30 protein-coding genes and 1 pseudogene are annotated in these 23,936 nt (G+C 67.6%); 13 read left to right on the top strand and 18 right to left on the bottom strand.

Features of this window, described 5'->3' with window-relative positions; translation table 11 throughout:
• Nucleotides 1-19 precede the first annotated feature (19 nt).
• The 9 genes from ACFM35_RS01230 to ACFM35_RS01190 all read right to left on the bottom strand — a co-directional run bounded on the left by ACFM35_RS01230 (nucleotide 20) and on the right by ACFM35_RS01190 (nucleotide 6,630).
• Nucleotides 20-1,156: a UDP-N-acetylmuramate dehydrogenase gene (locus ACFM35_RS01230; protein WP_378837336.1), complete on the bottom strand. Its 1,137-nt coding sequence runs from the start codon at nucleotides 1,154-1,156 to the stop codon at nucleotides 20-22.
• An 11-nt stretch (nucleotides 1,157-1,167) separates the two neighbouring features.
• Nucleotides 1,168-1,572 carry a MaoC/PaaZ C-terminal domain-containing protein gene (locus ACFM35_RS01225; protein WP_378837334.1) on the bottom strand — a complete coding sequence of 135 codons (405 nt, stop codon included), beginning with the start codon at nucleotides 1,570-1,572 and terminating at the stop codon, nucleotides 1,168-1,170.
• Nucleotides 1,569-2,018, bottom strand: a complete 450-nt coding sequence (locus ACFM35_RS01220) for an FAS1-like dehydratase domain-containing protein (RefSeq protein ID WP_378837331.1) — start codon at nucleotides 2,016-2,018, stop codon at nucleotides 1,569-1,571. The genes ACFM35_RS01225 and ACFM35_RS01220 overlap by 4 nt, the downstream gene beginning before the upstream one ends.
• A 44-nt stretch (nucleotides 2,019-2,062) precedes the next feature.
• Nucleotides 2,063-2,881 (bottom strand): sulfite exporter TauE/SafE family protein, encoded by an 819-nt coding sequence (locus tag ACFM35_RS01215; protein WP_378837328.1) that lies wholly within the window; start codon nucleotides 2,879-2,881, stop codon nucleotides 2,063-2,065.
• A gap of 28 nt (nucleotides 2,882-2,909) precedes the next feature.
• Nucleotides 2,910-3,716, bottom strand: coding sequence for a DUF2510 domain-containing protein (locus ACFM35_RS01210; protein WP_378837326.1), 807 nt, complete (start codon nucleotides 3,714-3,716; stop codon nucleotides 2,910-2,912).
• Nucleotides 3,717-3,798: 82 nt separating this feature from the next.
• Nucleotides 3,799-4,602, bottom strand: coding sequence for a DUF1206 domain-containing protein (locus ACFM35_RS01205; RefSeq protein ID WP_378837323.1), 804 nt, complete (start codon nucleotides 4,600-4,602; stop codon nucleotides 3,799-3,801).
• Nucleotides 4,603-4,633: 31 nt separating this feature from the next.
• On the bottom strand, nucleotides 4,634-5,380 hold the full coding sequence (locus tag ACFM35_RS01200) for a phosphatase PAP2 family protein (RefSeq protein ID WP_378837320.1): 747 nt from the start codon (nucleotides 5,378-5,380) through the stop codon (nucleotides 4,634-4,636).
• Nucleotides 5,381-5,488: 108 nt separating this feature from the next.
• Nucleotides 5,489-5,824 carry a hypothetical protein gene (locus tag ACFM35_RS01195; RefSeq protein WP_378837318.1) on the bottom strand — a complete coding sequence of 112 codons (336 nt, stop codon included), beginning with the start codon at nucleotides 5,822-5,824 and terminating at the stop codon, nucleotides 5,489-5,491.
• A 104-nt stretch (nucleotides 5,825-5,928) separates the two neighbouring features.
• Complete coding sequence (locus ACFM35_RS01190) at nucleotides 5,929-6,630, bottom strand: TetR/AcrR family transcriptional regulator C-terminal domain-containing protein (RefSeq protein ID WP_378837316.1); 702 nt, start codon at nucleotides 6,628-6,630, stop codon at nucleotides 5,929-5,931.
• 146 nt (nucleotides 6,631-6,776) lie between these two features.
• On the opposite strand from ACFM35_RS01190, the gene ACFM35_RS01185 reads away from it, so the two are divergent.
• Nucleotides 6,777-7,556 (top strand): mechanosensitive ion channel family protein, encoded by a 780-nt coding sequence (locus ACFM35_RS01185; RefSeq protein WP_378837313.1) that lies wholly within the window; start codon nucleotides 6,777-6,779, stop codon nucleotides 7,554-7,556.
• 119 nt (nucleotides 7,557-7,675) lie between these two features.
• Here the strand turns inward: ACFM35_RS01185 and ACFM35_RS01180 are convergent, their stop codons facing one another.
• Entirely contained in the window at nucleotides 7,676-9,241 is a 1,566-nt protein-coding gene (locus tag ACFM35_RS01180) for an MFS transporter (RefSeq protein WP_378838605.1), read from the bottom strand.
• A 65-nt stretch (nucleotides 9,242-9,306) separates the two neighbouring features.
• On the opposite strand from ACFM35_RS01180, the gene ACFM35_RS01175 reads away from it, so the two are divergent.
• A complete protein-coding gene (locus tag ACFM35_RS01175; RefSeq protein ID WP_378837311.1) occupies nucleotides 9,307-9,837 on the top strand; it encodes a MarR family transcriptional regulator in 531 nt (176 codons plus the stop codon).
• 18 nt (nucleotides 9,838-9,855) lie between these two features.
• On the opposite strand, the gene ACFM35_RS01170 is transcribed toward ACFM35_RS01175, so the two are convergent.
• Nucleotides 9,856-10,710, bottom strand: coding sequence for an NmrA family NAD(P)-binding protein (locus ACFM35_RS01170; RefSeq protein ID WP_378837309.1), 855 nt, complete (start codon nucleotides 10,708-10,710; stop codon nucleotides 9,856-9,858).
• A 202-nt stretch (nucleotides 10,711-10,912) separates the two neighbouring features.
• On the opposite strand from ACFM35_RS01170, the gene ACFM35_RS01165 reads away from it, so the two are divergent.
• The 4 genes from ACFM35_RS01165 to ACFM35_RS01150 all read left to right on the top strand — a co-directional run bounded on the left by ACFM35_RS01165 (nucleotide 10,913) and on the right by ACFM35_RS01150 (nucleotide 13,570).
• Nucleotides 10,913-11,362, top strand: a complete 450-nt coding sequence (locus tag ACFM35_RS01165) for an SRPBCC domain-containing protein (protein ID WP_378837307.1) — start codon at nucleotides 10,913-10,915, stop codon at nucleotides 11,360-11,362.
• 14 nt (nucleotides 11,363-11,376) lie between these two features.
• On the top strand, nucleotides 11,377-11,733 hold the full coding sequence (locus tag ACFM35_RS01160; RefSeq protein WP_378837305.1) for a YciI family protein: 357 nt from the start codon (nucleotides 11,377-11,379) through the stop codon (nucleotides 11,731-11,733).
• A 5-nt stretch (nucleotides 11,734-11,738) separates the two neighbouring features.
• A complete protein-coding gene (locus tag ACFM35_RS01155) occupies nucleotides 11,739-12,959 on the top strand; it encodes an RNA polymerase sigma factor (RefSeq protein WP_378837303.1) in 1,221 nt (406 codons plus the stop codon).
• An 80-nt stretch (nucleotides 12,960-13,039) separates the two neighbouring features.
• On the top strand, nucleotides 13,040-13,570 hold the full coding sequence (locus ACFM35_RS01150; protein ID WP_378837301.1) for a hypothetical protein: 531 nt from the start codon (nucleotides 13,040-13,042) through the stop codon (nucleotides 13,568-13,570).
• On the opposite strand, the gene ACFM35_RS01145 is transcribed toward ACFM35_RS01150, so the two are convergent.
• Together ACFM35_RS01145 and ACFM35_RS01140 are read right to left on the bottom strand one after the other, a co-directional pair.
• Complete coding sequence (locus ACFM35_RS01145) at nucleotides 13,546-14,400, bottom strand: MBL fold metallo-hydrolase (protein ID WP_378837299.1); 855 nt, start codon at nucleotides 14,398-14,400, stop codon at nucleotides 13,546-13,548. The two genes, ACFM35_RS01150 and ACFM35_RS01145, sit on opposite strands and share 25 nt — an antisense overlap.
• The gene (locus ACFM35_RS01140) at nucleotides 14,400-14,987 is read right to left on the bottom strand and encodes a dihydrofolate reductase family protein (protein ID WP_378837296.1); all 588 of its coding nucleotides are present in this window, start codon (nucleotides 14,985-14,987) and stop codon (nucleotides 14,400-14,402) included. Before ACFM35_RS01140 ends, ACFM35_RS01145 begins: the two co-directional genes overlap by 1 nt.
• A gap of 73 nt (nucleotides 14,988-15,060) precedes the next feature.
• Here ACFM35_RS01140 and ACFM35_RS01135 point away from each other — a divergent pair, with 73 nt between their 5' ends.
• The 3 genes from ACFM35_RS01135 to ACFM35_RS01125 all read left to right on the top strand — a co-directional run bounded on the left by ACFM35_RS01135 (nucleotide 15,061) and on the right by ACFM35_RS01125 (nucleotide 17,379).
• Nucleotides 15,061-15,441 (top strand): winged helix-turn-helix transcriptional regulator, encoded by a 381-nt coding sequence (locus ACFM35_RS01135; RefSeq protein ID WP_378837294.1) that lies wholly within the window; start codon nucleotides 15,061-15,063, stop codon nucleotides 15,439-15,441.
• A gap of 180 nt (nucleotides 15,442-15,621) precedes the next feature.
• The gene (locus ACFM35_RS01130; protein ID WP_378837291.1) at nucleotides 15,622-16,527 is read left to right on the top strand and encodes a pyridoxal-phosphate dependent enzyme; all 906 of its coding nucleotides are present in this window, start codon (nucleotides 15,622-15,624) and stop codon (nucleotides 16,525-16,527) included.
• 126 nt (nucleotides 16,528-16,653) lie between these two features.
• Nucleotides 16,654-17,379: a CPBP family intramembrane glutamic endopeptidase gene (locus ACFM35_RS01125; RefSeq protein WP_378837288.1), complete on the top strand. Its 726-nt coding sequence runs from the start codon at nucleotides 16,654-16,656 to the stop codon at nucleotides 17,377-17,379.
• Here ACFM35_RS01125 and ACFM35_RS01120 read toward each other — a convergent pair.
• Complete coding sequence (locus ACFM35_RS01120; RefSeq protein ID WP_378837286.1) at nucleotides 17,376-17,810, bottom strand: YybH family protein; 435 nt, start codon at nucleotides 17,808-17,810, stop codon at nucleotides 17,376-17,378. The two genes, ACFM35_RS01125 and ACFM35_RS01120, sit on opposite strands and share 4 nt — an antisense overlap.
• 814 nt (nucleotides 17,811-18,624) lie before the next feature.
• Between ACFM35_RS01120 and ACFM35_RS01115 the strand changes: the two genes are divergently transcribed.
• Nucleotides 18,625-19,059 (top strand): fibrillarin-like rRNA/tRNA 2'-O-methyltransferase, encoded by a 435-nt coding sequence (locus ACFM35_RS01115; RefSeq protein ID WP_378837284.1) that lies wholly within the window; start codon nucleotides 18,625-18,627, stop codon nucleotides 19,057-19,059.
• A 25-nt stretch (nucleotides 19,060-19,084) separates the two neighbouring features.
• Here ACFM35_RS01115 and ACFM35_RS01110 read toward each other — a convergent pair whose 3' ends face one another.
• Complete coding sequence (locus ACFM35_RS01110) at nucleotides 19,085-19,666, bottom strand: histidine phosphatase family protein (RefSeq protein ID WP_378837282.1); 582 nt, start codon at nucleotides 19,664-19,666, stop codon at nucleotides 19,085-19,087.
• 332 nt (nucleotides 19,667-19,998) lie between these two features.
• Here ACFM35_RS01110 and ACFM35_RS01105 point away from each other — a divergent pair.
• The 3 genes and pseudogenes from ACFM35_RS01105 to ACFM35_RS01095 all read left to right on the top strand — a co-directional run.
• Nucleotides 19,999-20,394: pseudogene (locus ACFM35_RS01105) on the top strand (GNAT family N-acetyltransferase); the annotation flags it as partial.
• A 65-nt stretch (nucleotides 20,395-20,459) separates the two neighbouring features.
• The gene (locus ACFM35_RS01100; RefSeq protein ID WP_378837279.1) at nucleotides 20,460-21,035 is read left to right on the top strand and encodes a dihydrofolate reductase family protein; all 576 of its coding nucleotides are present in this window, start codon (nucleotides 20,460-20,462) and stop codon (nucleotides 21,033-21,035) included.
• A 398-nt stretch (nucleotides 21,036-21,433) separates the two neighbouring features.
• Nucleotides 21,434-21,736, top strand: coding sequence for an alpha/beta hydrolase (locus ACFM35_RS01095; protein WP_378837276.1), 303 nt, complete (start codon nucleotides 21,434-21,436; stop codon nucleotides 21,734-21,736).
• Between the two features lie 66 nt (nucleotides 21,737-21,802).
• On the opposite strand, the gene ACFM35_RS01090 is transcribed toward ACFM35_RS01095, so the two are convergent.
• The 3 genes from ACFM35_RS01090 to ACFM35_RS01080 all read right to left on the bottom strand — a co-directional run bounded on the left by ACFM35_RS01090 (nucleotide 21,803) and on the right by ACFM35_RS01080 (nucleotide 23,665).
• Nucleotides 21,803-22,321 (bottom strand): tetratricopeptide repeat protein, encoded by a 519-nt coding sequence (locus tag ACFM35_RS01090; RefSeq protein ID WP_378837273.1) that lies wholly within the window; start codon nucleotides 22,319-22,321, stop codon nucleotides 21,803-21,805.
• A gap of 76 nt (nucleotides 22,322-22,397) precedes the next feature.
• The gene (locus ACFM35_RS01085; RefSeq protein ID WP_378837270.1) at nucleotides 22,398-23,096 is read right to left on the bottom strand and encodes a Type 1 glutamine amidotransferase-like domain-containing protein; all 699 of its coding nucleotides are present in this window, start codon (nucleotides 23,094-23,096) and stop codon (nucleotides 22,398-22,400) included.
• Nucleotides 23,093-23,665: a GNAT family N-acetyltransferase gene (locus ACFM35_RS01080; protein WP_378837268.1), complete on the bottom strand. Its 573-nt coding sequence runs from the start codon at nucleotides 23,663-23,665 to the stop codon at nucleotides 23,093-23,095. Before ACFM35_RS01080 ends, ACFM35_RS01085 begins: the two co-directional genes overlap by 4 nt.
• Nucleotides 23,666-23,936 lie beyond the last annotated feature (271 nt).

Here is a 23,936-nt window from a genome sequence, read left to right as displayed (position 1 = left end):
TGCCGGCGCGGGCTCAGGATCAGAGCTCGACGCCGACCAGGACGGGTTCGGGCTGGAGCAGCAGACCGAACTCGGACTGCACCCGCCATTGGATGAACCTCGCGAGCTCGGCGATCTCCTCGGCGGAGGCGCGACCCCGGTTCGTCAGGGCGAGGGCATGCTTGCCCGACACCGCCGCGCGGGAGCGGGGCAGATGGAAGCCTTTGCCGACGCCGGAGTTCTCGATGAGCCAGGCGGCGCTGACCTTGACCAGCGACGACGCGTGCACCGGAGGCGGGACCACGCCGTTCCATCCCTCCAGCGGAATGACGGTGACCTGTTCGATCGCGGGCGACAACGGCCAGCGCGGGCAGGCGTCGGGAAGCGTCCGCGCGATGGATTCCGACACGATCGCGTTCTGGAAGAACGAGCCCGCGCTCCACGTGTCGGGGTCGCCGTCGTCGAGCACCATGCCTTTGCGGGCGCGGGTGGCGAGCACGTGGTCCCGGATCCAGCCGAGAGAGACGGATGCCGCGGGCGCGAGGCCCAGCGCGGTGCGCAGCTGCTCGCCCCTGACCGGGCCTTCCGCCGAGCCCACATCGGCGAGCTCGAGCGTGATCGACAGGATCACGGCGGAGCGGGTGGGTTCCGACCCGTAGTGCTGCTTCAGAACCGACGTGCGGAAGCCCAATGCGAGTTCTGCCGCCAGCACCGTGGAGACCTCCCCGGTGGACTCGTCGACCAGCTCGACCTCCACCAGGGTCTCGGCGATCTCCTGCCCGTAGGCACCGATGTTCTGGATGGGGGCGGCGCCCGCCGTGCCCGGGATGCCCGACATGGCGGCGATGCCGGCGAGTCCCTCGGTGACGGCGTAGTCGACGAGCGCATCCCACGAGTGACCCGCCTGCACCCGCAGACGCGCGAAGCCGGCACGCGGCGAGGGAAGGCGTTCGATGCCCTCCGTGAGCACGCGCACGACGGTGCCGTCGAACGGATCGTCACCCGCGAAGAGGTTCGATCCGCCACCCACGACGAGCCACGGCTCGCCGGCCGCCCAGAGGTCGCGGAGCGCGTCGACGAGGTCGTCGGTCGTCTCGGCATCGACCATCCGGGCGGGCACGCCGCCGGTGCGCAGCGTGGTCAGCTGCGAGAGCGGAACGGGGGTGACGTCGGGCATGGGCAGCCGCGCTAGGACAGGCGGACGCGAACCTGCGCCTTGCCCAGCACCGTGGTCTCGGCGGACGTGACGGTCAGGTCGATGCGTGCGGTCTCGTCGTCGACCTGGCCCACCTTCGCGACGATGTGCAGGTCGGCACCCGTGACGGGGTCGACCACGACGGGGCGGGTGAAGCGCACGCCGTATTCGAGGAGGCGGCCGGAGTCTGCGAGCCATGGCACGAGCGTCTCGACCGACAACCCCATCGTGAGCATCCCGTGCGCGAGGACACCCGCGAGCCCGACCTCGGCGGCGACGTCGTCGCGGTAGTGGATCGGGTTGAAATCGCCCGAGGCCCCGGCGTATCGGACGAGCGATTCGCGAGTGAGATGCACGTCGCGCTCGGCGACCACCTCGCCGACCGTGAGCAGGCTCATGCGTCGCCCTCCCCCACCAGGAGCACCGATGTGGCGGTCACGACGTGGGCACCCGTGGCGTCCGTGATCTCGGCGTCGCTCGTGACCAACGCGTTGCCCCCGAGGGTGCGCAGCCCCGACACCGTCAGCGTGCCGGTGAGCTCGTCGCCGGCGACGATGGGGCGGCTGTAGCGGAAGCGCTGCTCGGCATGCAGGACGCGAGCCAGCACGATGCCGGAATCGGGCTCGGCGAGCAGCTGCTGGAGCGTGAGGTCCTGGATGACCATCGCGAACGTCGGCGGCGCGACGACGTCGGCGTAGCCGAGGGCTCGCGCGGCCTCGGGGTCGACGTGCTGGGGGTCTTCGGCGAAGACAGCGCGGGCGAACTCGCGGACCTTCTCGCGGCCGACCAGATAGGGAGCCGTCGGCGGGAAGACACGACCGACGAGCTGGGGATTCACGGGCACCCCATGATTCTACGGGCGCACCGGTGCTCGATGAGCGGCGGGCATCACGCGCGTGCGGCCGAGCGCTGCGCCTTGATCGCCCGCAGCGCCATCTGCACCGAGATGAAGACGAGGAACGCTGCGAACAGCATGTTGCCCACGAACGGGTCGACAAGTGTCGCGATCCAGGCCCCCACCGCGGTCGTCGTGCACGCTGCTCCCCCGACGAGAGCCGCCGCGAGCAGGTCGACGTTGCCGCGGCGCAGATTGCCGATCGTCCCCGAGACGGCCGTGGGGATCATCATGAGCAACGACGTGCCTTTCGCGATGAGATCGCTGACGCCGAACAGGAGGATGAGCGCAGGCACCACGACGATGCCGCCGCCGACACCGAGCAGACCCGCGAGGACACCCGTGATGAGGCCGAGCACGACGAGGCCGATGATCGACAGTGCAGTGAGCTCCAGGACGGACTCGCGGGATGGGATCACCAGGAACAGGCTGACGATGACCACGACGAGGAACGCGACGAAACTCCAGCGCAAGGCGATGAGCGAGAGCTTGGGCAGCAGCCACGTGCCGATCTGCGCGCCGATCACCGCACCCGCGGCGAGGATGAGGGCGGGGATCCATGCCACGGAGCCGTGCACCGCGTAGGAGATGACCCCTACCGAGGCCGTGGGCACGATGGCCGCGAGTGAGGTCCCGGCGGCCAGTCGCTGGTCGAACCTGAGGACGAAGACGAGCAGCGGCACGATGACGGTGCCACCCCCCACTCCGAAGAGGCCCGACATGAGCCCTGCGAGCAGCCCCACGCCGATGCAGACCAGCACGAATCGCGTCGTCCGCGGCGGACGAGCGGATGCTTCTGCCGACGCGCTCATGACCTGACCACCTTTCTTACGGGCCGGCTCATTGACTGTCGTCCGCGCCGTCGATGACCCAGCCCCCGTCGCTCTGCACGAGCGTGTAGATGTAGGTCTCCGTGTACACCGTCGAGTCGTTCGTCGGCTCGCCGTTCTCGTCGAAGGGAGCGGTGTACGTCTCGGTGGTCGACACGAGAATCGTGTCGCTGCCGTCGACGTCCACGCCGTCGACGGTGATCTCGTAGTCGTCGGTCTGCTCGGTGAAGGCTGCCGAGGCGCTCGTGAAGGCATCGCAATCGACGATGTCGACGGATTCGCGGAAGTCCGCCGTCGTGGCCGCGGTGTATTTGGCGCAATCGGCGGTGTCCCACGCCTGGTCGTACTGCTGCACGACCGCGACGGCCGCACCCTCGGCATCCGTCCCGGTCGACGCGCCGCCCGCGCTGCCCGAGAAGAAGTGGAGCAGGAGGGGGATGAGCACGATCCCCAGGAGGATGATGCCGATCACCACGACGCCGAGCACGACCCAGAGGATCCAGAGCTTCGACTTCTTCGGGTCGGTCGACCCGGTGAAGACGCCGCCCCCGGGAGCGCCGGCGAAGCCGGGGTATGCGCCGTAGGGGTAGCCGTTCGGATCCAGCGGAGCCGCTCCCGGTGCGCCGGGCGCCTGCTGCAGCTCCCAGGGGAGCTCGCCCGGATCCGGCGACACGGTCGGCTGTGCCTGTTCGATCGGAGCATGAGCGGATGCCGCGGCGTCGGGCGCCGGCGTCTGCACGTGCTCGGTCCACTGTGCGCCGTCCCACCAGCGCTGAGCGCCGTGGCCGTCGTCGTACCAACCCGCCGGTGTCGTCATGACCGTCTGCCTCACGTCGGCTGTCCAGGCGACGATCGTCGCCTGGACAACCCTAGCGCCGGACCACCGAGGCCCCTGTCGATCACATCCGGGCGTAGCGCGCGCGGGCGAAGCAGAAGATTCCGTAAAGGACGAGTCCCGCGCCCACGAGCCAGAGGATCGCCGCGCCGAACGGCAGGGCGGCGAGCGAGTCCAGCGCCGCATCGAGGCCGCCTGCCGCCTGCGGATCGTGCGTGACCGCTGCCACCACGAAGAGCACGCCCGTGACCGCGACGGCGACCCCCTTCGCGACATAGCCGACGATGCCGAACGCGACGATGCCCTTCTTCGTCGTCCCCCCGGGCAGCGCGAGGTGCTTCGTGAATGCGCGCGTGCAGCCGCGCACGATGAACGCGATGCCGATGCCCGCGACGATCAACCCCACCAGGCTGAGCGCGAACACGCCTCCGGCGCTCGCCAGAAGCTGCGCGCTGAGCGTCTGAGACGACTGCGACGAGTCCGATCGGCCGCCGAGGGCGTAGACGATCGCGGTCACGGCGATCGCGATGTAGGCGACGGCGGTGCCCAGGAACTTCACGCGGTGCGCCCACTTCTTCTTCGCATCGGGATCGCGTTCGAGAAGGGCCTCGGCGATCTGCCAGATCGTCAGAGCGAACAGCCCGACGGCGATCACCCAGAGCAGAGCGACGCCCCAGGGCGTCTGCTGGATGCGTGCCATCGCCCCGCCCTGATCCGCCTCGGTGCTTCCCGCGCTCGCCACGCTCGAGATCGCGATCAGCCCGATGACCACGTGCACGATACCGAGCACGATGTAGCCGGCACGCGCGAGCGTTTCGAGGGCGGTGGAGTTCTGGGCCGCCTGTGCGGCGTTCTTCGGGGAGGACACACGGGGATCGTACCCCGCCGTCGACGGGCGATCAGCGCGCGGAGAACCGGTCGTCGTCGCGCGCTCCGCTGCCCGCGGCAGCCGCGGTCGGTTCGGCGGCGAGCGCCCGCACGGCTCTGCGGTCCCGCACCGCCTCCATCGCGCACCAGACGAGCGTGGCGACGGCGATCCCCTCGAGGAGCCCCGCTGTGACGTCGCTGAGCCAGTGGGCCTGCAGATACGTGCGGCTCCACATCATGAACACGACCCACATCACCCCGATGACCCAGATGTACCAGCGGCGCAGGATCAGGCCCAGGATCACGGCAACCGTGGTCGCCACCGCCGTGTGACCGGACGGAAACGACGTCGCGACCTTCTCCGCCAGTGAATCCGCCGGGCGCACGCGCGCGATGACCGCGGCCAACGGCGCGCCGATCGCGACGACCACGACCATCGCGGCGGCGAGGGTCGCGGCATCCCACGGTCTTCTCCGCCAGAGGAAGAGCCCGATGAGGATCAGGCCGATCACGATCATCCCCGCGGTGCCGCCGACGATACCGGGTACCCAGGCGACGACCACGCCCGCCTGGGTGAGGGTCGACAGCATGTTCTCGTGCCACCAGACGTCGACGACCAGGGGGTTGTGGCTCGCCAGCCCCACGACGATGCGCAGGACGACGAACCCTACCGCCGCGGCGACTCCGACGGTCAGCGCGATCGGTCGGCGTGCGTCGGGCACGGGCGTTCCGGTGTCGGACAGATCGACGGATGCCGGACCACCGGGCTGCGAATGCATCAGGCGATCGTCGCAGATACGGCGGGCCGGGAGAAGTCGGCGCGCGGGGCCGCCGTCGACGGAAGACCGGTCGCGTGACAGGCGCACGCCTCACGCCGGTGAGGAGCGTCAGTAATCGCGGAGCCCGTCAGCGTCATCGAAGTCGTTCGCGGACATCGCCGTGTCGCCGTGCGCCTGCAGGGCGTCTTCGCGAGCCAACAGGTCGGCGGTGACCGCCGCGTCCGCCACTTCGGGGTGGAGGTCTGACAGGCCCACGGCATCCAGGTTGGCCATCCATCCCACGGCGAGCTGCACGTTGCTGATCTTGCCGTTGGACTCGCGGAACGGGATGTCCACCAGATCGATCTTCCGCTGGCGGGCGAGAGCCAGCGAGTAGCTCATCACCGCGTCGGCGAGGAGGTCCCCGGTCGCGTACGTTCCCACGCGGGTCGTCAGCGACTTCATGACCACCCCTCTCGACCGGCGCGTTGCCGTACGACAGGGATACCCGGCGAGGCGCGGGTATGTCTTGCGTCTTGACCTTCGGCGTCTTGTGTGAAGCGTGCTCGCTACTGCGACAGTTCGCGGTCCAGCCGGTCCAGCAGAACTTCGAGGGATACTTCGAACTCTTCTTGGCTCCGATCCTCGCTGAGGAGCGACCGGAGGCGCCGCACCTGGGGCGCGCTGTCCAGCGAGATCCGTCCGTCCTTCTGCGGGATGCTCGCGTCGCCTTCGTCGAGAGGCTCTTCGACCGGGCCGGTCTGCGCCCCGCGAACCGCGGACTCCAGAAGGAGTTGGCCGAGGAGGAAGCTGCTGAACGACCGATACGCATCCACCGCCTGCGCGTCCGTGAAACCCTGGCCGATGAGGGCCGACAGGAACGTGTCGACCACTTCCACGCTGCGCAGGGGAGGACGCAGCCACGGCGCCGCAGGATGCCTTGTTGCGACGAGCGGAAACGCGAGCGGGTGGTCGCTCGCTATCCGGCGAACCTCATGGGCGACGGTCTGCAGGAATGCCTGCCAGTGCTTGTCGGCCTCCTTCTCCAGAGCGGAGACCAGGCCGCTCATCAGGAGCGCCACCACGCCTTCGAGAAGGTCCTCCTTCCCGTGCACATAGCGATAGAGCGACATCGCCTCGACGTTCAGCCGCTGCGCAAGGGATCTCATCGAGAGGCCTTGCGCCCCCGACTCGTCGATCATCTCGAGCGCGCTGTCCACGATGAGGTCGCGACTGAGCTTCGTCGACGTCGATCGCGGGGACTCTCTCACCACAAGTGCACCTCCGTGTCAATCCTCCCCCCTCCGATCGACCCGGATGCGGAAGCTTACAGCGTAAGTCTTATGCTTACGGTGTAAGTCTGCGCGTCAAACCCGTCGACGTGCGGCATCCACCCCTGTGAAGAAAGACAGATCCCATGAATATCCCCCAAGTCCTGCAGGACGCGCTGGCCGTGGTCATCGCCTTCGTCCCGCTCGCACTGCTGTTCCTGCTGATCCTGATCGTCGGGCTGATCGTCGCGAAGCTCATCTCGAAGGGCCTGGAGAAGCTCCTCGAGAAGGTCGGCTTCGATCGCCTGGTCGAGCGCGGCGGCATCAAGAAGGCGCTCGCATCGTCGAAGCTCGACGCGTCCGACATCGTCGGGAAGATCGTGTACTACACGCTGGTTCTCTTCGTGCTGCAGTTCGCATTCGGTGTCTTCGGGTCGAATCCGGTCAGCGATCTGCTCGCCGGCATCATCGGCTTCCTGCCGAAGATCATCGTCGCCATCATCATCATCGTCATCGCCGCCGCGATCGCCGCCGGAGCGAAGGGACTCATCCAGAACACCCTGGGCGGGCTCTCGTACGGCAGGATCCTCGGCAACATCGTCGCCGTCTTCATCCTGTTCCTCGGCGTGACCGCGGCGCTGAACCAGATCGAGGTCGCGACGACGGTGACCACGCCGATCCTCATCGCGGTCCTCGCGATCATCGCCGGTGTCATCATCGTCGGCGCCGGCGGTGGACTCATCAAGCCGATGCAGCAGCGCTGGGAAGCCATGCTGACGAAGGCCGAGGAGGAGGCCCCCAAGATCCAGCAGGAGGTGCAGAAGGCGCCGAGTGTCGCCGAGCAGGCTCAGCAGGTGACGGCGCGGGCCCAGAGCGCGACCCGCAGCACTCAGCCGCCGCGTCCGACCCTGCCGCCCCGCGCCTAGGCCGCACCGCACACGCGGTCGTGCGGATCCGGGCTTCCCCTGGATCCGCACGACCGTTCGTGGTTTCCGTGCGACTCCCCCGGCCCCTGCCTCAGCGGCGCGCACGCGAATCGAACGGTTCACACGGGTGATGCGTCCTCGAAGGCGCCCACGGCCGTCGAACCGGGTGCCATGACGACGACGATCACCGCGGCGACCGCCAGGACGACCGCGCCCGCGAACATCGACGCGCTGAGCCCGACGGCGAAGGCCTCACGGGCGGCGACGGCGAGCGCCTCACCCTGGGGCCCGATCGCCCCCGCGATGCCGAGGGCCGCGCCGGCACCGCTGTCGGCGGCATCCTGGATCTCGGGTGGGAGGCCGTCGAGCGCCGGCGCGATGTCGTCGCGGTAGGACGCGACGAGGATGCTGGAGAGGACGGCGATGCCGAGCACCCCGCCCACCTCCCGTGTGATGTCATTGACGGCACTCGCGACGGAGCGACGCTCGGCGGGGAGTCCATCGATGATCAGCTGGGTGCCCGGGGTGATGCCCATCCCGAAGCCGATGCCGAACACCAGCACTCCCCCGGCCAGCACCCAGAGCGAGGGTTCGAGGCCGCCCAGGAGTCCGCGGCCGAAGACCGCGAACCCGATACCCATCAGCAGCAGCCCCAAGGACCCCGGCACACGCGCGCCCAGACGCTTCGAGAGCGCGGCGGACGCGCCGATACCCGCACCGACCCCCACCGGCACGACGAGGAGAGCGAGTGCGGCACCCAGCGGGGTGTACTCGAGCACGATCTGCAGGTACTGCGGTGAGAGGACGAAGAACCCGAGCGAGGCGAAGAACTGGATCGTGACGATGATCGAGCCGGCCGCAAGTCCTCTGTTCGTGAACAGCCGGACGTCGAGCGAGGGAACCGTCGCCCGCAGCTGGTGCACCACGAAGGCGATGAAGCCCGCGACGCCGACGGCGAGGGCGACCAGGGTCACCGCATCCGTCCAACCGCGCTGCGGACCCTCGACGACCCCGTAGACGAGACCTCCGAGGGCGACGACCGACCAGAGCGCACCGACCGCGTCCAGCGAGAGTGCGGGGTTGCGGTTCTGTGCCACCAGGAAGAGCACGGGAAGTATGAGGACGAGGGCGACGCCCCCGAAGAGAAGCTGCACGCTCCCCCACCAGAACGCCTCGAGAAGAGCGCCCGAGATGATCGAGCCGGCGACGGCGCCGGCTGAACTCACCCCCGACCACACGCCGATCGCGAAGCCGCGGCGTTCCTCGGGGTAGGCGTCCACCAACGCGGAGAGCGTGACGGGGAACACGGCGGCTGCCCCCACGCCCGACAGCGCACGCAGTGCGACGAACCACTCGGGGTCGGGCGAGAAGGCGGAGGCCACGCTCGCGCCGCCGAAGATGATGAGGCCGATCACGAGGACCGTCCGGCGGCCGACTCGGTCTGCCGCCAGCCCGGCGGTGAGCAGCAGAGCAGCGAAGGTGAGGGCGTAGGCATCGATGATCCACGTGAGCTGCGACTGGTCGGCGCCGAGATCGTCGGCGATGTCGGGCAGCGCGATGGCGAGCGCGGAGTTGCCCGCGACCACCAGGGCGAGTGCTGCGCACAGCACGACGAGCAGGGCGCGTAATTGAGACAGAGTCAGAGTGGCCTTCGTGGCCCCGGGCGAAGCAGTGGACATGTCGATCCCTTCATTTAGTTCCGAAACCGAGTGTCTCGGTAACGGAACTAAATGTCAAGTAGGATGTCGGCATGGATGCGACGAGCGAGCCCCGCCGGACCGCGCCGTGGTCGGCTGAAGACATCGAACGTGGCCGGATGTCGGCGGACGAGCTGTCCTGGGCGCTCCGGTCGGTCAACCGTGCCGCGACCCGGCTCGACCACGCTCTCGCCGCGAAGATGGGACTGCGCGCGCTCGACTACGAAGCGATGGGTCACATCATGGATCGCGAAGGAGCGATGCTCGGGCCCGCCGAGCTGGGTCAGAGGCTCGGCATCAGCACCGGATCGGCCACGGAGCTCGCCGACCGGCTCGAGCGTGCGGGCCACATCCTGCGCGCACGCGATGAGGCCGATCGCCGCCGCGTGGCGCTCGTGCCGCAGCAGAGCGCGGTGGGACGGATCCTCGACGAGCTCGGTCCCCTGTTCGAGGCCCTCGACGATGTGGCCGCGGGCTTCACCCGAGACGAGCGTGCAGCGATCGAGCGATATCTCCGGCTCGCGGCGAAACGCCTGGAGACGCGCGCCGAAGAGCTCGGCGGTTCCCCGCATCCGTCTCCGTAGCCCGCGAAACCTCACCCGTCAGGTGATCCATGCCGTCCGGTAATCGTCCACGAACTGCTCGAGCGACGTGGCGGGCTGGCCGGTGAGCCGCCGCACCGCACGGTTCGGGAACGCCGAGATGTTGAGCCGCACGACCCGGTGGATCATCTTCTGCACCTCGAGGTAGTCCTGCGGCGCGCCGGCGGATGCGAGCCGGGCCAGATACGCGTCTTCGCGTGGCCGTGCGTAGCGGATCGGGCGGTCGAGCACCGCGCTCATGATCTCGGCGACCTGCCGGTAGCCGAGGCTCTGCTCACCGGAGAGTGTGTACGCCTTGCCGATATGCCCGGGCTGCGTCAGTGTCGCCGCCGCCGACCGCCCGACGTCTCTGGCATCGATGAAGGCGGTGCGCGACCTGCCGGCCGGGACGAAGATCTCCCCGTCCCGGCGAATGGCCTCGGCGTACGTGGTGGAGAGGTTCTGCATGAAGAAGTTCGGCCGCAGGAAGGTGAAGGGGCTGCGGGTCTCACGGAGGTACTGCTCGACCGCGTGGTGCGGCGTCCTGCGATTGGCCTGCACCCCCTGCAGGCTCAGGAAGACGATCTGGCGGATGCCTCGCCGAAGGGCCGCGTCGATCACCGGGAAGAGCGTCGCCTGCACATCCGCGATCGCGGGCGGCCGCAGGAGGAAGAGCCGATCCACCCCGTCGAGGACATCTCGGATCTCGCCGGCGCCGGCCCCGTACGAGAACTCCCTCTGTACAGCGGCATCCGGGATCCTCTCGTCCCGCGTCGCCCGCACGCCGGCGATGACGTCCTGCCCGCGAGCGAGAAGGTCCGCGACGACGGCTGATCCGACGGTGCCGGTCGCGCCGGTGACGAAGACCGCGCTCACGGCGCCCTCCTGACTCTGGTGATGCATGCCGCGAGACCGGCGAGCTCGTCGTCGGACCCGTATCCGCTTTCCGCCTGGGCCATCAAGCCACCGTACCCATGCGCGTACCGCACTGTTCGGGAGGAATTTCCTCGGGAATGTCGAAATGCGTGGTGCTCAGACGTCTTCCTGGTGCGTCACCGTGGCGCACAGAGAGGACATCATGACCACGCAGAAGATCCAGCTCGCCATCAAGGCCGCACCCGAGGAGGTCTGGCGGGCCCTGACCAGCGCCGAGGTCAGCCCGGCCTATTACTACGGCTTCGAGGCCCACTACGACCTCACCGAGGGCGCGGCCTACTCCTACGTCGTGGAAGGACAGCCCGTCATCGAGGGGCGCGTGGACGAGATCATCGAGAACAGGAAGCTCCGCATGACGTTCGTCGGTCGATGGACACCCGATGTCGCCCGCCTTCCCGTCAGCACGGTGACCTATGAGCTCGGGGAGACGGCGATGGCCGTTCCCGGTCTCACGGCCCTCACCCTCACGCACGAGGGACTGCCCGACACCGAGACGGCACGCGATGTGGAGAAGGGGTGGGTCCTGATACTGTCCGGCTTGAAAACGCTTCTCGAGACCGGGCACCCCCTCGTTCCCGCTCCCGCGGCCTGAACAGGAGGACCAGCATGCAGTACGCGATCTTGGCCATGGAGGCAGAAGCCGACTACGCCGCACGCACCGATCCCACCGAGGCCGACGAATACTGGGCGTCCTGGGCGGCGTACGTGGCCGCGTTGAACGCCAGCGGGGTCATGACGGCGGCGGCGGGCCTCCAGCCGCCGAACCTGGCGACGACTCTCCGGACCCGCGGCGGGTCGACGGACGTGCAGGACGGTCCGTTCGCCGACGTGAAGGAACACCTCGGCGGCGTCTTCCTGGTCGACGTACCCGACCTGGATGAGGCGATGCAGTGGGCCGCGCGGTGTCCCGCAGCAGTGCGGGGCAGTGTCGAAGTGCGGCCGGTCCTCCCGCCGATGCAGTGATGCGGGTGGCCTCCCCCACCGACGAAGCGCTCGAACGGGCCTACCGCGGCTCGTTCGGGCGCCTCGTCGGATCGCTGTTCCGCAGCAACGGCGACCTCCAGCTGTCCGAAGACGCGGTGGCGAGCGCGTTCACCTCGGCGGTCTCGGCGTGGCGCGCCGGTGGCATTCCCGAGGCGCCCGAAGCGTGGCTTCGGGTGGTCGCCCGTAATCACGCGCTCACCGCCCTTCGGAAGCGGTCCCGGACGAACACCGTGGCGCCGGAGGTGATGGATGGTCTGCCCGCGGAAGCGGAGACGGACGACGGGTCGGATGTCGACGAGCGGCTCGCTCTTCTGATGGTGTGCGCTCACCCGGCGATCGATCCGCGCATGCATGCCCCGCTGATGCTGCAGGCGGTGCTGGGGGTGGACGCGGCGCGCATCGCCTCGGTCTACCTGGTGCCCGCGTCCACGATGGGTCAGCGGCTGAGCCGGAGCAAGGCGAAGATCCGTGACGCCGGTCTGCGCTACCGGGTTCCCGATCGGGAGGAGCTTCCCGGACGACTCCAGGCGGTGCTTCAGGCCGTGTACGGCGCGTACGGACTCGCCGACCCGATCGCAGACGCGGAAGAGGATCGAGATGTCGCACTGCGCGCCGAGGCCATCCGGCTCGTCGAGGTCATCACCGATGTTCTCCCTGACGAGCCCGAGCCCTGGGGACTGCTGGCGCTTCTGCGGCACACCGAGAGCCGCCGGCCAGGCCGCTTCGTCGATGGCGAGTTCGTGCCCCTGCCCGCGCAGGACACGCGGCTGTGGTCGCCCGACCTCCGCGTATCGGCAGACGACGCGCTTCGTCGCGCAGCAGGACTCGGCGGCGTGGGCAGATTCCAGATCGAGGCTGCCATCAGCGCCGTGCACTCCGCGCGGGCAGATCGGGGGACGACCGACCACGGCGCCCTGGTCACCCTGTACCGCGGCCTCCTCCGCGTCGCGCCCTCGACCGGTGCGACGATCGGAGCGGCCGCGGCCTTCCTCGCCGCAGACGATGTGGACGGTGCCGTCCGGACGCTCGGGAGCATCCCGTCCGACCAGGTCGCGACGCATCAGCCGTACTGGGTCTGTCGCGCGCAGATCGACAGGCGCCGCGGCGACGACGGCGCGGCACGTGAGGCGGCGGAGCGCGCCATCGGACTGACTGCCGATTCTGCGGTCCGTCGGTATCTGATCGCAGAATGGTTGCGAGGATGACTTCCGCCGACCGACGCGGGAGCGGTGGGCCGGCCCGCTAGCCCCCCAGGGGTGTCGGACGGTCGTGGCATGGTGTCGGCATGACGGATCACGATGAGCGGCCCCCGATCGGTGACGTCGTCGACGAGCGGATGCTGCGTCGGTGGTATTGGCTGAAGTCCGAGCTCGTCGAGATCGCGCGCGCCAGGGGCATCCCCGCTGTCGGAGGGAAGGTCGAGGTGACGGACCGGATCGCCGCCCATCTTTCCGGCCGCCAGCTGACGCCGGTGAAGAGGGTGGAGCGCAGAGACGTCCTCCCCGCCGTTCTCGGCGCCGACACCATGATCGAACCGGGTCAACGCTGCACGCAAGCGCTGCGGGAATGGTTGCGCGGCCGGATCGGGCCGTCCTTCACCTTCGACGCGGCGACCCGCGCGGCGGTCGCCGCGGGCGGGATATCGCTGGGCGAGCTCGAGATGCTCTGGCGGCAGCCGCGCCGCGAGTCTTCCGAGCCGGCGGAACAGTTCGAGCTCAACCGGTTCTCGCGCTCGTGGCACCACGACCATCCCGGAGGCGGTCACGTCGAGATGCTCGACGCATGGAGGGTTCATCGATCGCGACCCCGGGACTGATGCGACGCGACGCTTCGTTCGCGCAGCAGGGCGGCTCGTTCGACGTTTCCCTCGTGGATGTCCCGCACCCACTCCCATCCGGGGCGAGGAGCGGTGACACGGGCGTCGGCGGTCGTCCGCGCATCACGGAGGTCGTGTATGTACGCCCGATCCGCGGCAATCCGGGCGTGGAGCTCGTCGACATCGCCTACGGAGCCGTGCCCGGGCACGAAGAGGTCGGCCCCTGACGCGGCCTGTTCGAGCAATTCCAGACCGAGGAGGTAGTCGCCCAGCGGGTCGAGGCCGTCGCCGTACAGGTCAGGCATCGGCACGAGCACATCGGAGAGCATGTCGCCCGCGACGATCACTCGGCACTCCTCGATGAGCAGTGCGGCATGCCCCTGCGCGTGGCCGCTGTGCTCGAGGATCCTGACGGAGGGGCCATCCCAGGGAAGCTCGACCGTGCCCTCCGACAAGGGTGTGAGCAGACCGAACAGGTGCAGCGGGACGTCGTCCGCGATCTCGGGTGGAAGACCTGCGGCTATCTGCGACCGCCAGTCGGGTTGTGCCCGCAGATGCTCGAGCGCGTCGTAGGCGCGCGCTGTGCCGTAGCGGGGCACGTCGCCGAGGAGCGGGTGCCAGAGTGCGTGGTCCCAGTCCGGGTGCGTCGAAAAACCCGCCACGACCTCGAGGCCGAGGGCGCTGACCCCCGTGGCGAGGTCGATCAGTTCGGAGGTGGTCAGACCCGGGTCGATGATGAGGGCCCGCGAGCCGTCGTCGACGACGGTCGAGTTCGTCTCGATGCACTCGCTGGTGTGCACCCGCACGCCCGCCGCGATCCGGGTGAGCATCAGTGGGCACCCCCGTTCCGCAGGATCGCGTAGTGCCGCATGGTCACGCCCGAGTCGAACCTGGCGTCTCCCAGCAGTTCGAGGTCGAGCGGTCGGTCGTAATCGTCGAACAAGGTGCGCCCGAAGCCGAGGTACGCCGGGTGTGTCCAGAGAAGCAGCTCGTCCAGAAGCCCGTGACGCAGCAGCTGGGTCGCGATGTTCGCGCCGCCCACGCCGATCCGGCCCTGCGTCACCGCGCGCAACTCGGCGAGCTGCTCCAGAGCACCGCGGGCCATGATCGTCGTGTTGTGCAACGCCGTCGTACGGGTGCGGGAGACCAGCACCTTCGGCTTCGCCGTCCAGATTCGACCGTAATCCTGCAGGAAGTCGGGTAGCGAGTCGTCGTCGGCCGCTCGCGGCCAGAACTCCTCCATCGCCTCATAGAACACACGGCCATGCACGATCGCCGACACCCCGCGCGCCTGCTCGTTGGCGGCGCGGTGGTACTCCTCATCTATGCGGAGCCACTCGCCCGCTCCGTTGTCCCCCGGCACCTGCTCGATCCGCAGATCGATCGACACGTTCATCGAGTACACGAAACGACCCATGCGGAGCTCCTCATAGTGATTGCGATTTGCAACCACTATGCTCGGCTGTGCACGCAACTGTCAAGGAGGCGGTATGGATCCCATCGGAGCGGCGGTCGACGTACTCGGCGACCGCTGGACACTGCTCATCCTGCGCGACATCGTGTTCGAAGATCGGCGCTATTTTCGCGCGCTTCTGAACGGCTCGCCCGAGGGCATCGCGACGAACATCCTCTCGGACCGGCTCGCGCGCCTTCTGGAGGCCGGCATCCTGGTGCGCGGCGCAGCCGGACGAGGGCAGCGGGCCCGTTACAGCCTCACGGAGGCGGGTATCCGCACCGTCCCGATCCTGATGGCGTACGGCGCCTGGGGAAGCGCCTGGAGATCGAGCGATGCGGAGGCCGAGGCATCCCCCGTGCCGTCTGAAGTCGACCTCACGCGTGACCTGCGCATCCGGCATGAGCGCCCCCTCTGACACGGTTCTCCCTCTCTCTGCATGGCGCATGATGAGCCTGCGAACTTCGACGGGCTCGACCGCCCTCTCGGGGTATTCGCGTACATCGACCACGCACTGCGCCAATGCTTCGAGCCGACCCGCTCGAACCCGCGGAGCACAAACTGCGCCTCAAGCGGGGCGGGTCGACATACTCGGGGGATGTTGTCTTTCCTCAGCGGGCCCACCCCGGTCGAACGCGCCCCGCGTCTGAGCGTCGAGATCGGGCTTCGCGCAGACCAGCTGCTGATCAAACGCGACGACCTCATCGGTCTGGGCGGCGGCGGCAACAAAGCGCGGAAGCTCCAGGTCACTATCGAGGAAGCCCTCGACGCGGGCGCGACCACCGTCGTCACGACGGGCGCACTGCAGAGCAACCACGCGCGGCTGACCGCCGCCGCGGCCGCTCGGGTGGGGTTGCGCGCAGTCCTCGTACTCGAGGGCGAGCGGCCCGGAAGGCCGACAGGTAACCTTCTGCTCGAAGAGGTGATGGGCGCCGAACTCGTCTTTGCAGGATCAGGCGACATCGATGGGGCCGTCGCTCAGGTCATGCGACGGGGAGCGGTGCACCGGATCCCGTTCGGCGGCACGTCGCCGAAGAGCGCGCAAGCCTATCGAGCGGCCGGACTGGAGCTGCTCGAGCAGGTTCCGGATCTCGGAATGGTGGTCGTCGCCGTCGGGTCGGGCGGCACGATGGCAGGCCTGGTCGCCGCGTTGGGCCCAGAACGCGTGATCGGCGCTCATACGGGTGCCGTCGAGGATCCGTTCGGGATCATCGCTGGTCTCCTTGCCGACATGGGAGCGGCGGGCGGCGACCGGCTGCGCATCGCCGTCGACCACGTGGGTGCCCATTACGAGACGCCCGGACCAGAGGTGCGCGACGCCCTCCTCCTCACCGCGCGTTCCGAGGGCGTCATCCTCGATCCGATTTACACAGCACGTGCGATGGCCGCGCTCGTCAGGGCCGCGGGTCGCGGCGAGATGGGTGACGCGCCCGTCGTCTTCTGGCACACCGGCGGGATGCCAGGCCTTTTCGGACATCCGGAACTCGTACTGGCAGATGCGTAGCATCGTCGTCGCACACACAGCGGCGGGATCGCCAACGGGCTGGCACGCTCCGGCGAGCGCCAACCTGCCGGACCGGCAGCCCACGCGGCGAACCCCGCTCGCAGCAGAATCGAGGAGAGCGAGAGGATGCTGAAAGGGGATCAGTGGCGAGCGATCGCGTTCGGCGTCACTGTACACGCGGCGCGCTTCGGCGTGATCATGGCGGCGCTCTCCACCGCAGCCGTTTTCGGCGTCTCCGGCTGGTACTTGGGGCTCGCGGCCAATGCCGCATGCGTCGTATTCGCGATTGTCCTCGTCTCGATGCGGGGACTCTGGCGCACAAGTGGCCTGTTCGTCGTTTGGCGGGGTCGAGTGGCGGCGCTTCTGCTTCTGCCGCTTGTGGCCGAGGTATTGCTGTGGGTCGTGCCATACGGGTTGGAAGACCGCCCGCCCGGGTTCGGGCTGTGGGGACTGACATTGCTTCTTGTGGGAATCAACGAGGAGTTGATCAGCCGCGTCGTCGTGCTCGAGCGGATGCGCTCCTCCTTCACCGCCCCCGCGGCCGTGACCGTGACCGCGGCGCTTTTCGGGCTGCAGCACCTGTCGGCGCTCGTCACGACCAGCCGGAGCGTCGAGGACGTGATGCTGAACGTTGTCGTCTCGGCCGGGTACGGGGCGGCGCTTGCTGCATTCCAATACCGATTCCGCTGGGTGCTGCCGCTGATCCTGATTCACGCCGCAGCCGACTTCACGACGGTTCTCACCCGAGCCCCGTTGCCTGACCTGCTGGTGGCAGGGACGGTGGTGATGTTCGTGGCCCTGGCCGCGGTCACGCTGCGCGGGCGGCGAACGGAGGCCCGCGGCGCGGTCTAGGGTTCGAGGGTCGTGAGTCCCTGGCCGGTGGTGGGGTCCCAGGGGACCGATTCATGATCGTGAACGATCTTCCATCGGCCGTCGGCCCGCTTCCAGACGAGCGTGGCGCGGACCCACATGGACACCTCGTCTCCCGAGTGGAGGACGCCGGTCACGTGGTAGAGAAACGCTGTCGAGCCGACGTTGCCGTCGACATAGATCTGCAGGTCGCGCACCTCGTAGTCAGGACCGCTCGCGTATCCGTCGAACCACGCGCGTGTCTGCTCCGCCACCTGCTCGGAGCCGCGAAGCCGCAGTGGTGGCAGAACGTTGTACGCAAGGACGTCGGCGGCCTGCGCGTCCGCAAGGTACTGAGCGTCGCGAGCCGCGATCGCTTCCACTCGCTCGCCGATCAAGGTCCGAAGTTCGTGTCCTAGCGTGTAGTCAGTCACGAATCAAGAGTTGCACCAGGTGAGGCTCTTGGCTAGGTCCCTGCGAAGCGGCGAGAGGTCCAGTCACCGCCGCGCTACGTCCACACCACGGGCGACCCCTGCGGGTGCATTCTCTGGACGGTACGACAGAGCGACCGTGCTGGAGTCTTTCCATGTGCGCACTCCGAGGAGCCTGAGATTGATCTGCGGAAGCCCGGTGTAGGCGCGGGCGTCTCCTGCGACGATTTTTCCCATCGGTTCCTCCTCATGCATAGCGTGCCGAGCCTGTCGAGCCCCGCTCAGCATCGTGCCTTCGACCCGTCCGATCAATACCCTCCTCGCGATGCCTACCTCGCGATTTCGAGAGCGACAGCGATGGCTGCCGGCGTGTGACTCCTCTCGGCGGCCCGTCCGTGAACGGCAATCCGCTGCCCCGCAGTGCGGAGGGTCAACGGCGCGGCGCTGAGTGATGAGCCGACGAGGCCTCGTCGCTGAAGGGGCGCATTCCTGTCGAGCCCTCATCCGTGTAAATGGCGATCGCTCCTACCGCGACGCCGGACACCTCGTCCGCACGGTGACCGAAAAGCAATTCCGCCCCGCTATCCCAATACACAACCCGGCCGACGGCATCAGTCATCACTACGGCGTGCACCATGGGCCGATCGTATCCAATCGCGTCGCGCGCGTATCCAATCGCGTCGCGCGCACGGGAGGTTCATCGGGGGGTGTCCTCCGCGGGACTGACGGCGCATGCGTCATGCGGGTGGCATTCACGCCTCGGCAGGACCAGACTCGATGGCGTGGGCGCGAAGTGTGCGCCGGCGGCGAGGGAGCGATGACTGACAAACTGTCTCCTCGATTGCGTCAGGTCGTGGATGCGCTGCCACTCGAACCTGGCATGCGAGTGCTGGAGATCGGTGGGGCGCCAGGCGCGGCTGCGCGCGCCGTGGCCGACATCATCGGGCCGCGAGGTCACATCATGGTCATCGATCGATCGCCTCGAGGTATAGCCCTGACGAGCGCGGCTTGCGTCAGCGAGATCGCCGTCGATGTGTTGTCGGTCCTGCAGGCGCGGGTGGAGGATTTCGTCCTGCCGCCAGGTACCGGATTGTTCGATCTGGCGTTCGCTTGCCGAGTGGGGGCGCTCGACGGCCGTCACCCGCACCTCTGCCAGCCCGCCGTCGCCAGCATCACTAAAGCCCTCACACCTTCTGGACGACTCTTCGTGGACACGGGTGACCCGTTACGCGAGCTCGAACTCTCCTGCTGAGTGATCGTTCAGCGGGCGATGTGCCCTAGCCGACCTGCCCGTGGGATGGGAGCGGGATGTGGGTTGTGTCGTTGAAGAGGCGCAGCATCAGGTCACCTGCCGCGTCCTCGTGGAGGATGGTCAATCCGGCGTTGGACACCGTGAGCCGTAGCCAGCTCGAAGGACGTGCTTCGACGGCGAGCGCCACGAATTGCGAGATGACGAAGCTGTGGGTCACCATCACGACGCGGCGAGGTCGATCTCGCGAGCGCAGTTGCGACCACGCGGCTGCCAGAGCGAGTCCGTCCTCATCGCGCTCGTCTTCCGGTACGGCATCGAACCAGTCGAGTCGGCGCCGCGTGTATTCGTTGCGGAATCGGGCAGAGGGGACGGGGGTTCGATCATCGAGAAGGTCGGTGGACCAGGTGTCGATTCTCAGGTGGGATGCAAGGAGGCCGGCGGTCTCTTGTGCACGACGTTTCGGCCCGTGCCAAACAGCACCGATTTCTTGGTCGGCGAGTCGACCAGCGAGGGCGAGCGCTTGTAGGCGACCTGTGCTCGACAGTCCCGGATCGGCGCTGTCATCTCCCGACGCTTCACCATGACGCACTAGCAGGATGCTGCCCACCCGCAGATTCTATTCACACCGCCTCCGCACGCCGCGAGAGATCTGCGACGTGCCTCGGAGACCCGGCTCAGACGATCTACCATGCTCCCGTGGGCCCACCAGTTGTCGCGGCGAACGATCCCGCTGCGCGATGTGGCTGCGGTCCTCACGGCGGAGTGCGCGAGAAGATCGATGCGGTAGACATGGCAGATGATCTCGGGGCCGCATTCACCTGATGAGACGGTGCTGAGCTTTCAACGACTCAGTGACGACGACCTGGACGCGGTGCACCGGCTGCACGGCGACCCCGCGACGAATGTCCACAACCCCTATGGGCGTCACCGGACGAGGCAGCGAGTGCGGCGACACTTGCGGATTGGGTGGAGCACTGGCGTCGACGCGGATACGGTTACGAACTCGCATTCGCGCGAGACGAATTGGCCGGAATCGAGGGAGGACGCCGAGACGTGTGGCGCGGCATGCCCGTCGTGAACCTCTATTGGCGCTTACTCCCCTCGTTTCAAGGGACAGGATTGTCCGTCGCCCTGGCGCAGCGGGCCCTCCAACTGGCGACAAGTGCGGAGACGACGGACCTGATCGTCGCCCGCATGCTTCCGGCGAACGTCGCGTCGATGCGGGTGGCGCAGCGGCTCGGCCTGCATCGGCGTCCGGACCTCGACGACGTCCACGACGGTTTCGCATGGGTGATCTACGCACACAGGCCCGACCCTCGCAGCTCGTCCGCGTGAAAACGGCCGGCGGGCAGCATCCTCCCCGGGTTGAGGGACGGTTGATCCACTTCTAACATTCACGAATGGCCGTGATCGTTGTGAACCACGTCAGTCTCGACGGCGTTATGCAAGCCCCGGGGAGAGCGGATGAGGACACCCGCGGGGGGTTCACCCACGGAGGCTGGGCGGCGTCCGCCGACGATCCGAAGATGGGCGAGGCCATGGGTGTCGCCATGGGGGGTCAGTTTGCGTGGCTGTTCGGACATCGCACCTACAACGACCTGCTGGGCCATTGGAACGAGGTCGGAGGTCCATTCAAGGATGGCCTCAATAACGTTCCGAAGTACGTCGCCACGTCCGACCCGACGACAGAACTGCCCTGGCCGAACTCCTCTGTGGTGAGCGGCGACGTCCCTGCGGCAGTCACCGCACTTCGCGCGGAGGTCGACGGCAATGTCGTGATCATGGGAAGCGGCGAACTCGTCCAGTCGCTCCTGCCACACGGTTTGGTCGACGAGATGCTTTTGATGATCCATCCGGTGACACTCGGAAGAGGGCGCAAGCTGTTTCCCCTCGACGGTGCGCTCAGGCACTTCGCACTGGAGAGTGCGGAGACTACGGATGACGGCATCCTCCTCGTAAAGTACCGCGGTAAATAGACGCCCGCGCCCGACCGTTGACATGCCCCCCGGGTCTAAATCACGGTGGTTGATCGAGGCGATTGCCCGAGAATCAAGATGTGAGAGAGTCGATCTTTCGGGCCGGTACAGACAGAGGTCACGCCCCTCTGATCGTTTTACACGGTTCGGATGGAAGCGCGTGCGACCTGCTGCCCCTTGCCGAGGCGATCGCTCCCGCGGCCCCCGTTCTGGCCGTCCGCGGAACAGTCGCCTCAGAAAGCGGACACGCATTCGTCCGTCGGTTCCCGGACCGTCGGATTGACGAGGAGGATCTTCACCTTCGGACATCTGAGCTCGCTGCGCTCATAGCCGATTCCCTTGCTCGCCACGATCTCCAGAGTCCCCCGCTGGCAGTGGGCTTCTCCAACGGAGCGATCATGACCGCAGCCCTGTTGATGACACACCCGACTCTCCTCGCCGGCGCCATCCTGCTGCGACCGACGGCGCCCTTCGCTTCGATCCCGGACGTGCGCATCCCCGGCAGTCCGGTGATGATCGTCGACGGAGCAGCGGACGATCGCAGAACGCCAGCTGACGGCGTCCTCCTCGCAGATCAACTTCGCCAGCTCGGCGCGATGGTCACACACCACGTCATCGACACCGGTCACGGTCACACCGACGTCGACCGCCAATTGGCGCGCCGGTGGCTTGGAAGCACGACGTTCCGCTCCCCGGACTGACCTCGTCTCACATTCCGTGCACGCGGAGGTCCCTGGTTCCGCCTCGAAAGTCAGCACGCCGATCTTTCACCGGGACATTCCTGGCGACCCTGCGTCCAGCGAAGCCAGGTACTCGGCGTTACCGCGTATGGCCGGCTTGTATCTGTTCAGATCAGGCGTGTCGACATGGTCGGCGAGAACGTTGAGGAGGATTGCGAGCGCGGCGTTTGCGTGCCCAGAAGCGTGTAGCGCGAGGGCTTCGAAGACTCCGAGTGCTACGGACTCCGGGAACTCACCGCGCGCCCGGGAGAAGACCGCCCTCGACTCGTCGATCCGGCCGAGGTTGCGGAGCGTGCTTCCGAGCTGCAGGAAACAGCGGCGGCGAACATCTCCTGACAAGCCCTCTTCCATGGCCTGTTCGTAGAAGCGAAGCGCAGTCGCTTCTTCCCCTGCCGTGTCATAAGCGCCACCGAGTTCGTAAAGCACCCGCGGATGCCGAGGGTGGTCGTGGTGGAGGGGCAAGAGAGCCTCGATGGTGGGACCCATGTTGTCGCGGTCACGTGCGGCGAAGATGCTGTCGAGCTGAGCGTCAAGCAAATCTGTCATGGTCGAATTTTCCTATCAACGTCGGCCAGGACCGCGGTCATCGTGAGCCCGCTGACGCGTCTCGATAGCAGACCCTTCATGACGCGGAGTCGGCTCCGTGGTCGCTGATCGGGAAGAGCTTCCAGCGGCCCTCTGTGATGATGTCGACCACGCCGTCGGTGACGCTGATGGCCGTCTGGTCGTCGATGGCGTACGACCGGCGGTCAATGCCTGCCGCCCATTTCTCGGCCGCAGCGAACGAGTTGCCCGGTGCCCCCTCGAGCGCGAGGTGCGGGCAGATCGAGAAATCGACGAGCCCGAGCGCGCTGTCGCCCCCGAGCGGCGGTTTCCATCCGACGAACTCTCGACCGATCTGCGGCGTCATCACCATGCTCCCCGCGCTCATCCCCACCCACACTGTCTCGGCCAGTGTCGGGAACATGTCCACCAGTCCCGACTCGACGATCCAGTGACTCAGGTAGAGAGCATCGCCGCCGGCTGCGAGCAGTACGTCGGCCTCGGCAACGAGCGGCTTCCACCGCTCCTCGTCGATGCTCGGCAGTGCGGTCAACTCCAGCACGCCCACGGACTTCCACCCGAGATCGACCATCGGATTCTCCGATCGCCCGCTGATGAACTCCCACGCCTTGATCCCAGGGCCGAGCCAGGGGTGCCCATACTGGGCGGTGGGTATGCACAACGCCGTCGACGTCGCTATCGGTTTGCCGAGCAGTCGTTCCAAAGCCCCACGGATGGAGGGATTGGTCACTCCTGCCGACGTGAGAAGCAGCTTCACGGTGTCCCTCCGAGGCTGCGACGGGACGCGGCACCCGACGGGCCGACTCCTGCCGTCTGCGCCACATCGAATTTGAAGCCCACGTGCGAGTCGACGAACCCGAGCCTCCGGTAGAACCGGTGGGCCTCGTCGCGGGCGGCGTCGGAGGTGAGTTGCACGAGCGGCGTCTCCAGATCGATCGCCGCTCGTTCCACAACCCACCGCATCATCGCGCTCCCGATACCGGAGGAACGGTTCGTGCTCGCGACACGAACGGCCTCCACGTGCAGCCTGGTACTCCCCTGACGCGCCATCCCAGGAATGACCGTCAGTTGCAGGGTTCCGACGACGCTCTTCTCTCGGTTCACCGCCACGACGACTTCGTTGCCGGGATCGTGGATGATGCGATCGAGGGCAGCCCCGTACGCGGGTTCGCCTTCATCGTTCGCAACGTCCCCGCGACCGGCACTGACGGGGTCGTCGGATAGCAACCGGATGATCGCTTCCAGGTCATCGAGCGTCGCACGACGGACGAGCATGCGTTCGTCTCCGACTTCGATGGACGTGGGAAGGGCCAGACGCTCAATCACGCTCCATTCTCTCGACTGCGGCCGGTTTTGTGGTCACGGCCCGCTGCATCCCCCTCTCGATCCCTTGCGCGGCGGGGCCTGTCACGCTGACCGACCCTTCCTTGAAGCGAGACGGTCCTGGACGCCAGTGATCTGGCTGACGGGTGGTTCGTTCACCACGCCTCGTTGCAGGAGACGTGCGTCCCCTGTTCGTTTACGACGAAAGTGTTGTGCCCACCGGTCTTCATTGCGGATGCCGGTATAGGCGAGGTCGTCGCGCTGGCCCCTGAGG

The sequence above is a fragment of the Microbacterium songi genome (genome assembly GCF_042747925.1).
GTDB lineage: Bacteria > Actinomycetota > Actinomycetes > Actinomycetales > Microbacteriaceae > Microbacterium.
Note: the sequence above shows the minus strand (reverse complement) of the source record. Positions and strands in the feature narration are given on the sequence as shown.

Bases quoted from the DNA above. Each gene is read 5' to 3' on its own strand.
- ACFM35_RS01230 (WP_378837336.1), bottom strand. From the start codon at position 1,156: ATGCCCGACGTCACCCCCGTTCCGCTCTCGCAGCTGACCACGCTGCGC.
- ACFM35_RS01225 (WP_378837334.1), bottom strand. From the start codon at position 1,572: ATGAGCCTGCTCACGGTCGGCGAGGTGGTCGCCGAGCGCGACGTGCAT.
- ACFM35_RS01215 (WP_378837328.1), bottom strand. From the start codon at position 2,881: ATGAGCGCGTCGGCAGAAGCATCCGCTCGTCCGCCGCGGACGACGCGA.
- ACFM35_RS01210 (WP_378837326.1), bottom strand. From the start codon at position 3,716: ATGACGACACCGGCGGGTTGGTACGACGACGGCCACGGCGCTCAGCGC.
- ACFM35_RS01200 (WP_378837320.1), bottom strand. From the start codon at position 5,380: ATGCATTCGCAGCCCGGTGGTCCGGCATCCGTCGATCTGTCCGACACC.
- ACFM35_RS01195 (WP_378837318.1), bottom strand. From the start codon at position 5,824: ATGAAGTCGCTGACGACCCGCGTGGGAACGTACGCGACCGGGGACCTC.
- ACFM35_RS01185 (WP_378837313.1), top strand. From the start codon at position 6,777: ATGAATATCCCCCAAGTCCTGCAGGACGCGCTGGCCGTGGTCATCGCC.
- ACFM35_RS01175 (WP_378837311.1), top strand. From the start codon at position 9,307: ATGGATGCGACGAGCGAGCCCCGCCGGACCGCGCCGTGGTCGGCTGAA.
- ACFM35_RS01165 (WP_378837307.1), top strand. From the start codon at position 10,913: ATGACCACGCAGAAGATCCAGCTCGCCATCAAGGCCGCACCCGAGGAG.
- ACFM35_RS01160 (WP_378837305.1), top strand. From the start codon at position 11,377: ATGCAGTACGCGATCTTGGCCATGGAGGCAGAAGCCGACTACGCCGCA.
- ACFM35_RS01150 (WP_378837301.1), top strand. From the start codon at position 13,040: ATGACGGATCACGATGAGCGGCCCCCGATCGGTGACGTCGTCGACGAG.
- ACFM35_RS01145 (WP_378837299.1), bottom strand. From the start codon at position 14,400: ATGCTCACCCGGATCGCGGCGGGCGTGCGGGTGCACACCAGCGAGTGC.
- ACFM35_RS01140 (WP_378837296.1), bottom strand. From the start codon at position 14,987: ATGGGTCGTTTCGTGTACTCGATGAACGTGTCGATCGATCTGCGGATC.
- ACFM35_RS01135 (WP_378837294.1), top strand. From the start codon at position 15,061: ATGGATCCCATCGGAGCGGCGGTCGACGTACTCGGCGACCGCTGGACA.
- ACFM35_RS01130 (WP_378837291.1), top strand. From the start codon at position 15,622: ATGTTGTCTTTCCTCAGCGGGCCCACCCCGGTCGAACGCGCCCCGCGT.
- ACFM35_RS01125 (WP_378837288.1), top strand. From the start codon at position 16,654: ATGCTGAAAGGGGATCAGTGGCGAGCGATCGCGTTCGGCGTCACTGTA.
- ACFM35_RS01115 (WP_378837284.1), top strand. From the start codon at position 18,625: ATGACTGACAAACTGTCTCCTCGATTGCGTCAGGTCGTGGATGCGCTG.
- ACFM35_RS01100 (WP_378837279.1), top strand. From the start codon at position 20,460: ATGGCCGTGATCGTTGTGAACCACGTCAGTCTCGACGGCGTTATGCAA.
- ACFM35_RS01095 (WP_378837276.1), top strand. From the start codon at position 21,434: ATGACCGCAGCCCTGTTGATGACACACCCGACTCTCCTCGCCGGCGCC.
- ACFM35_RS01090 (WP_378837273.1), bottom strand. From the start codon at position 22,321: ATGACAGATTTGCTTGACGCTCAGCTCGACAGCATCTTCGCCGCACGT.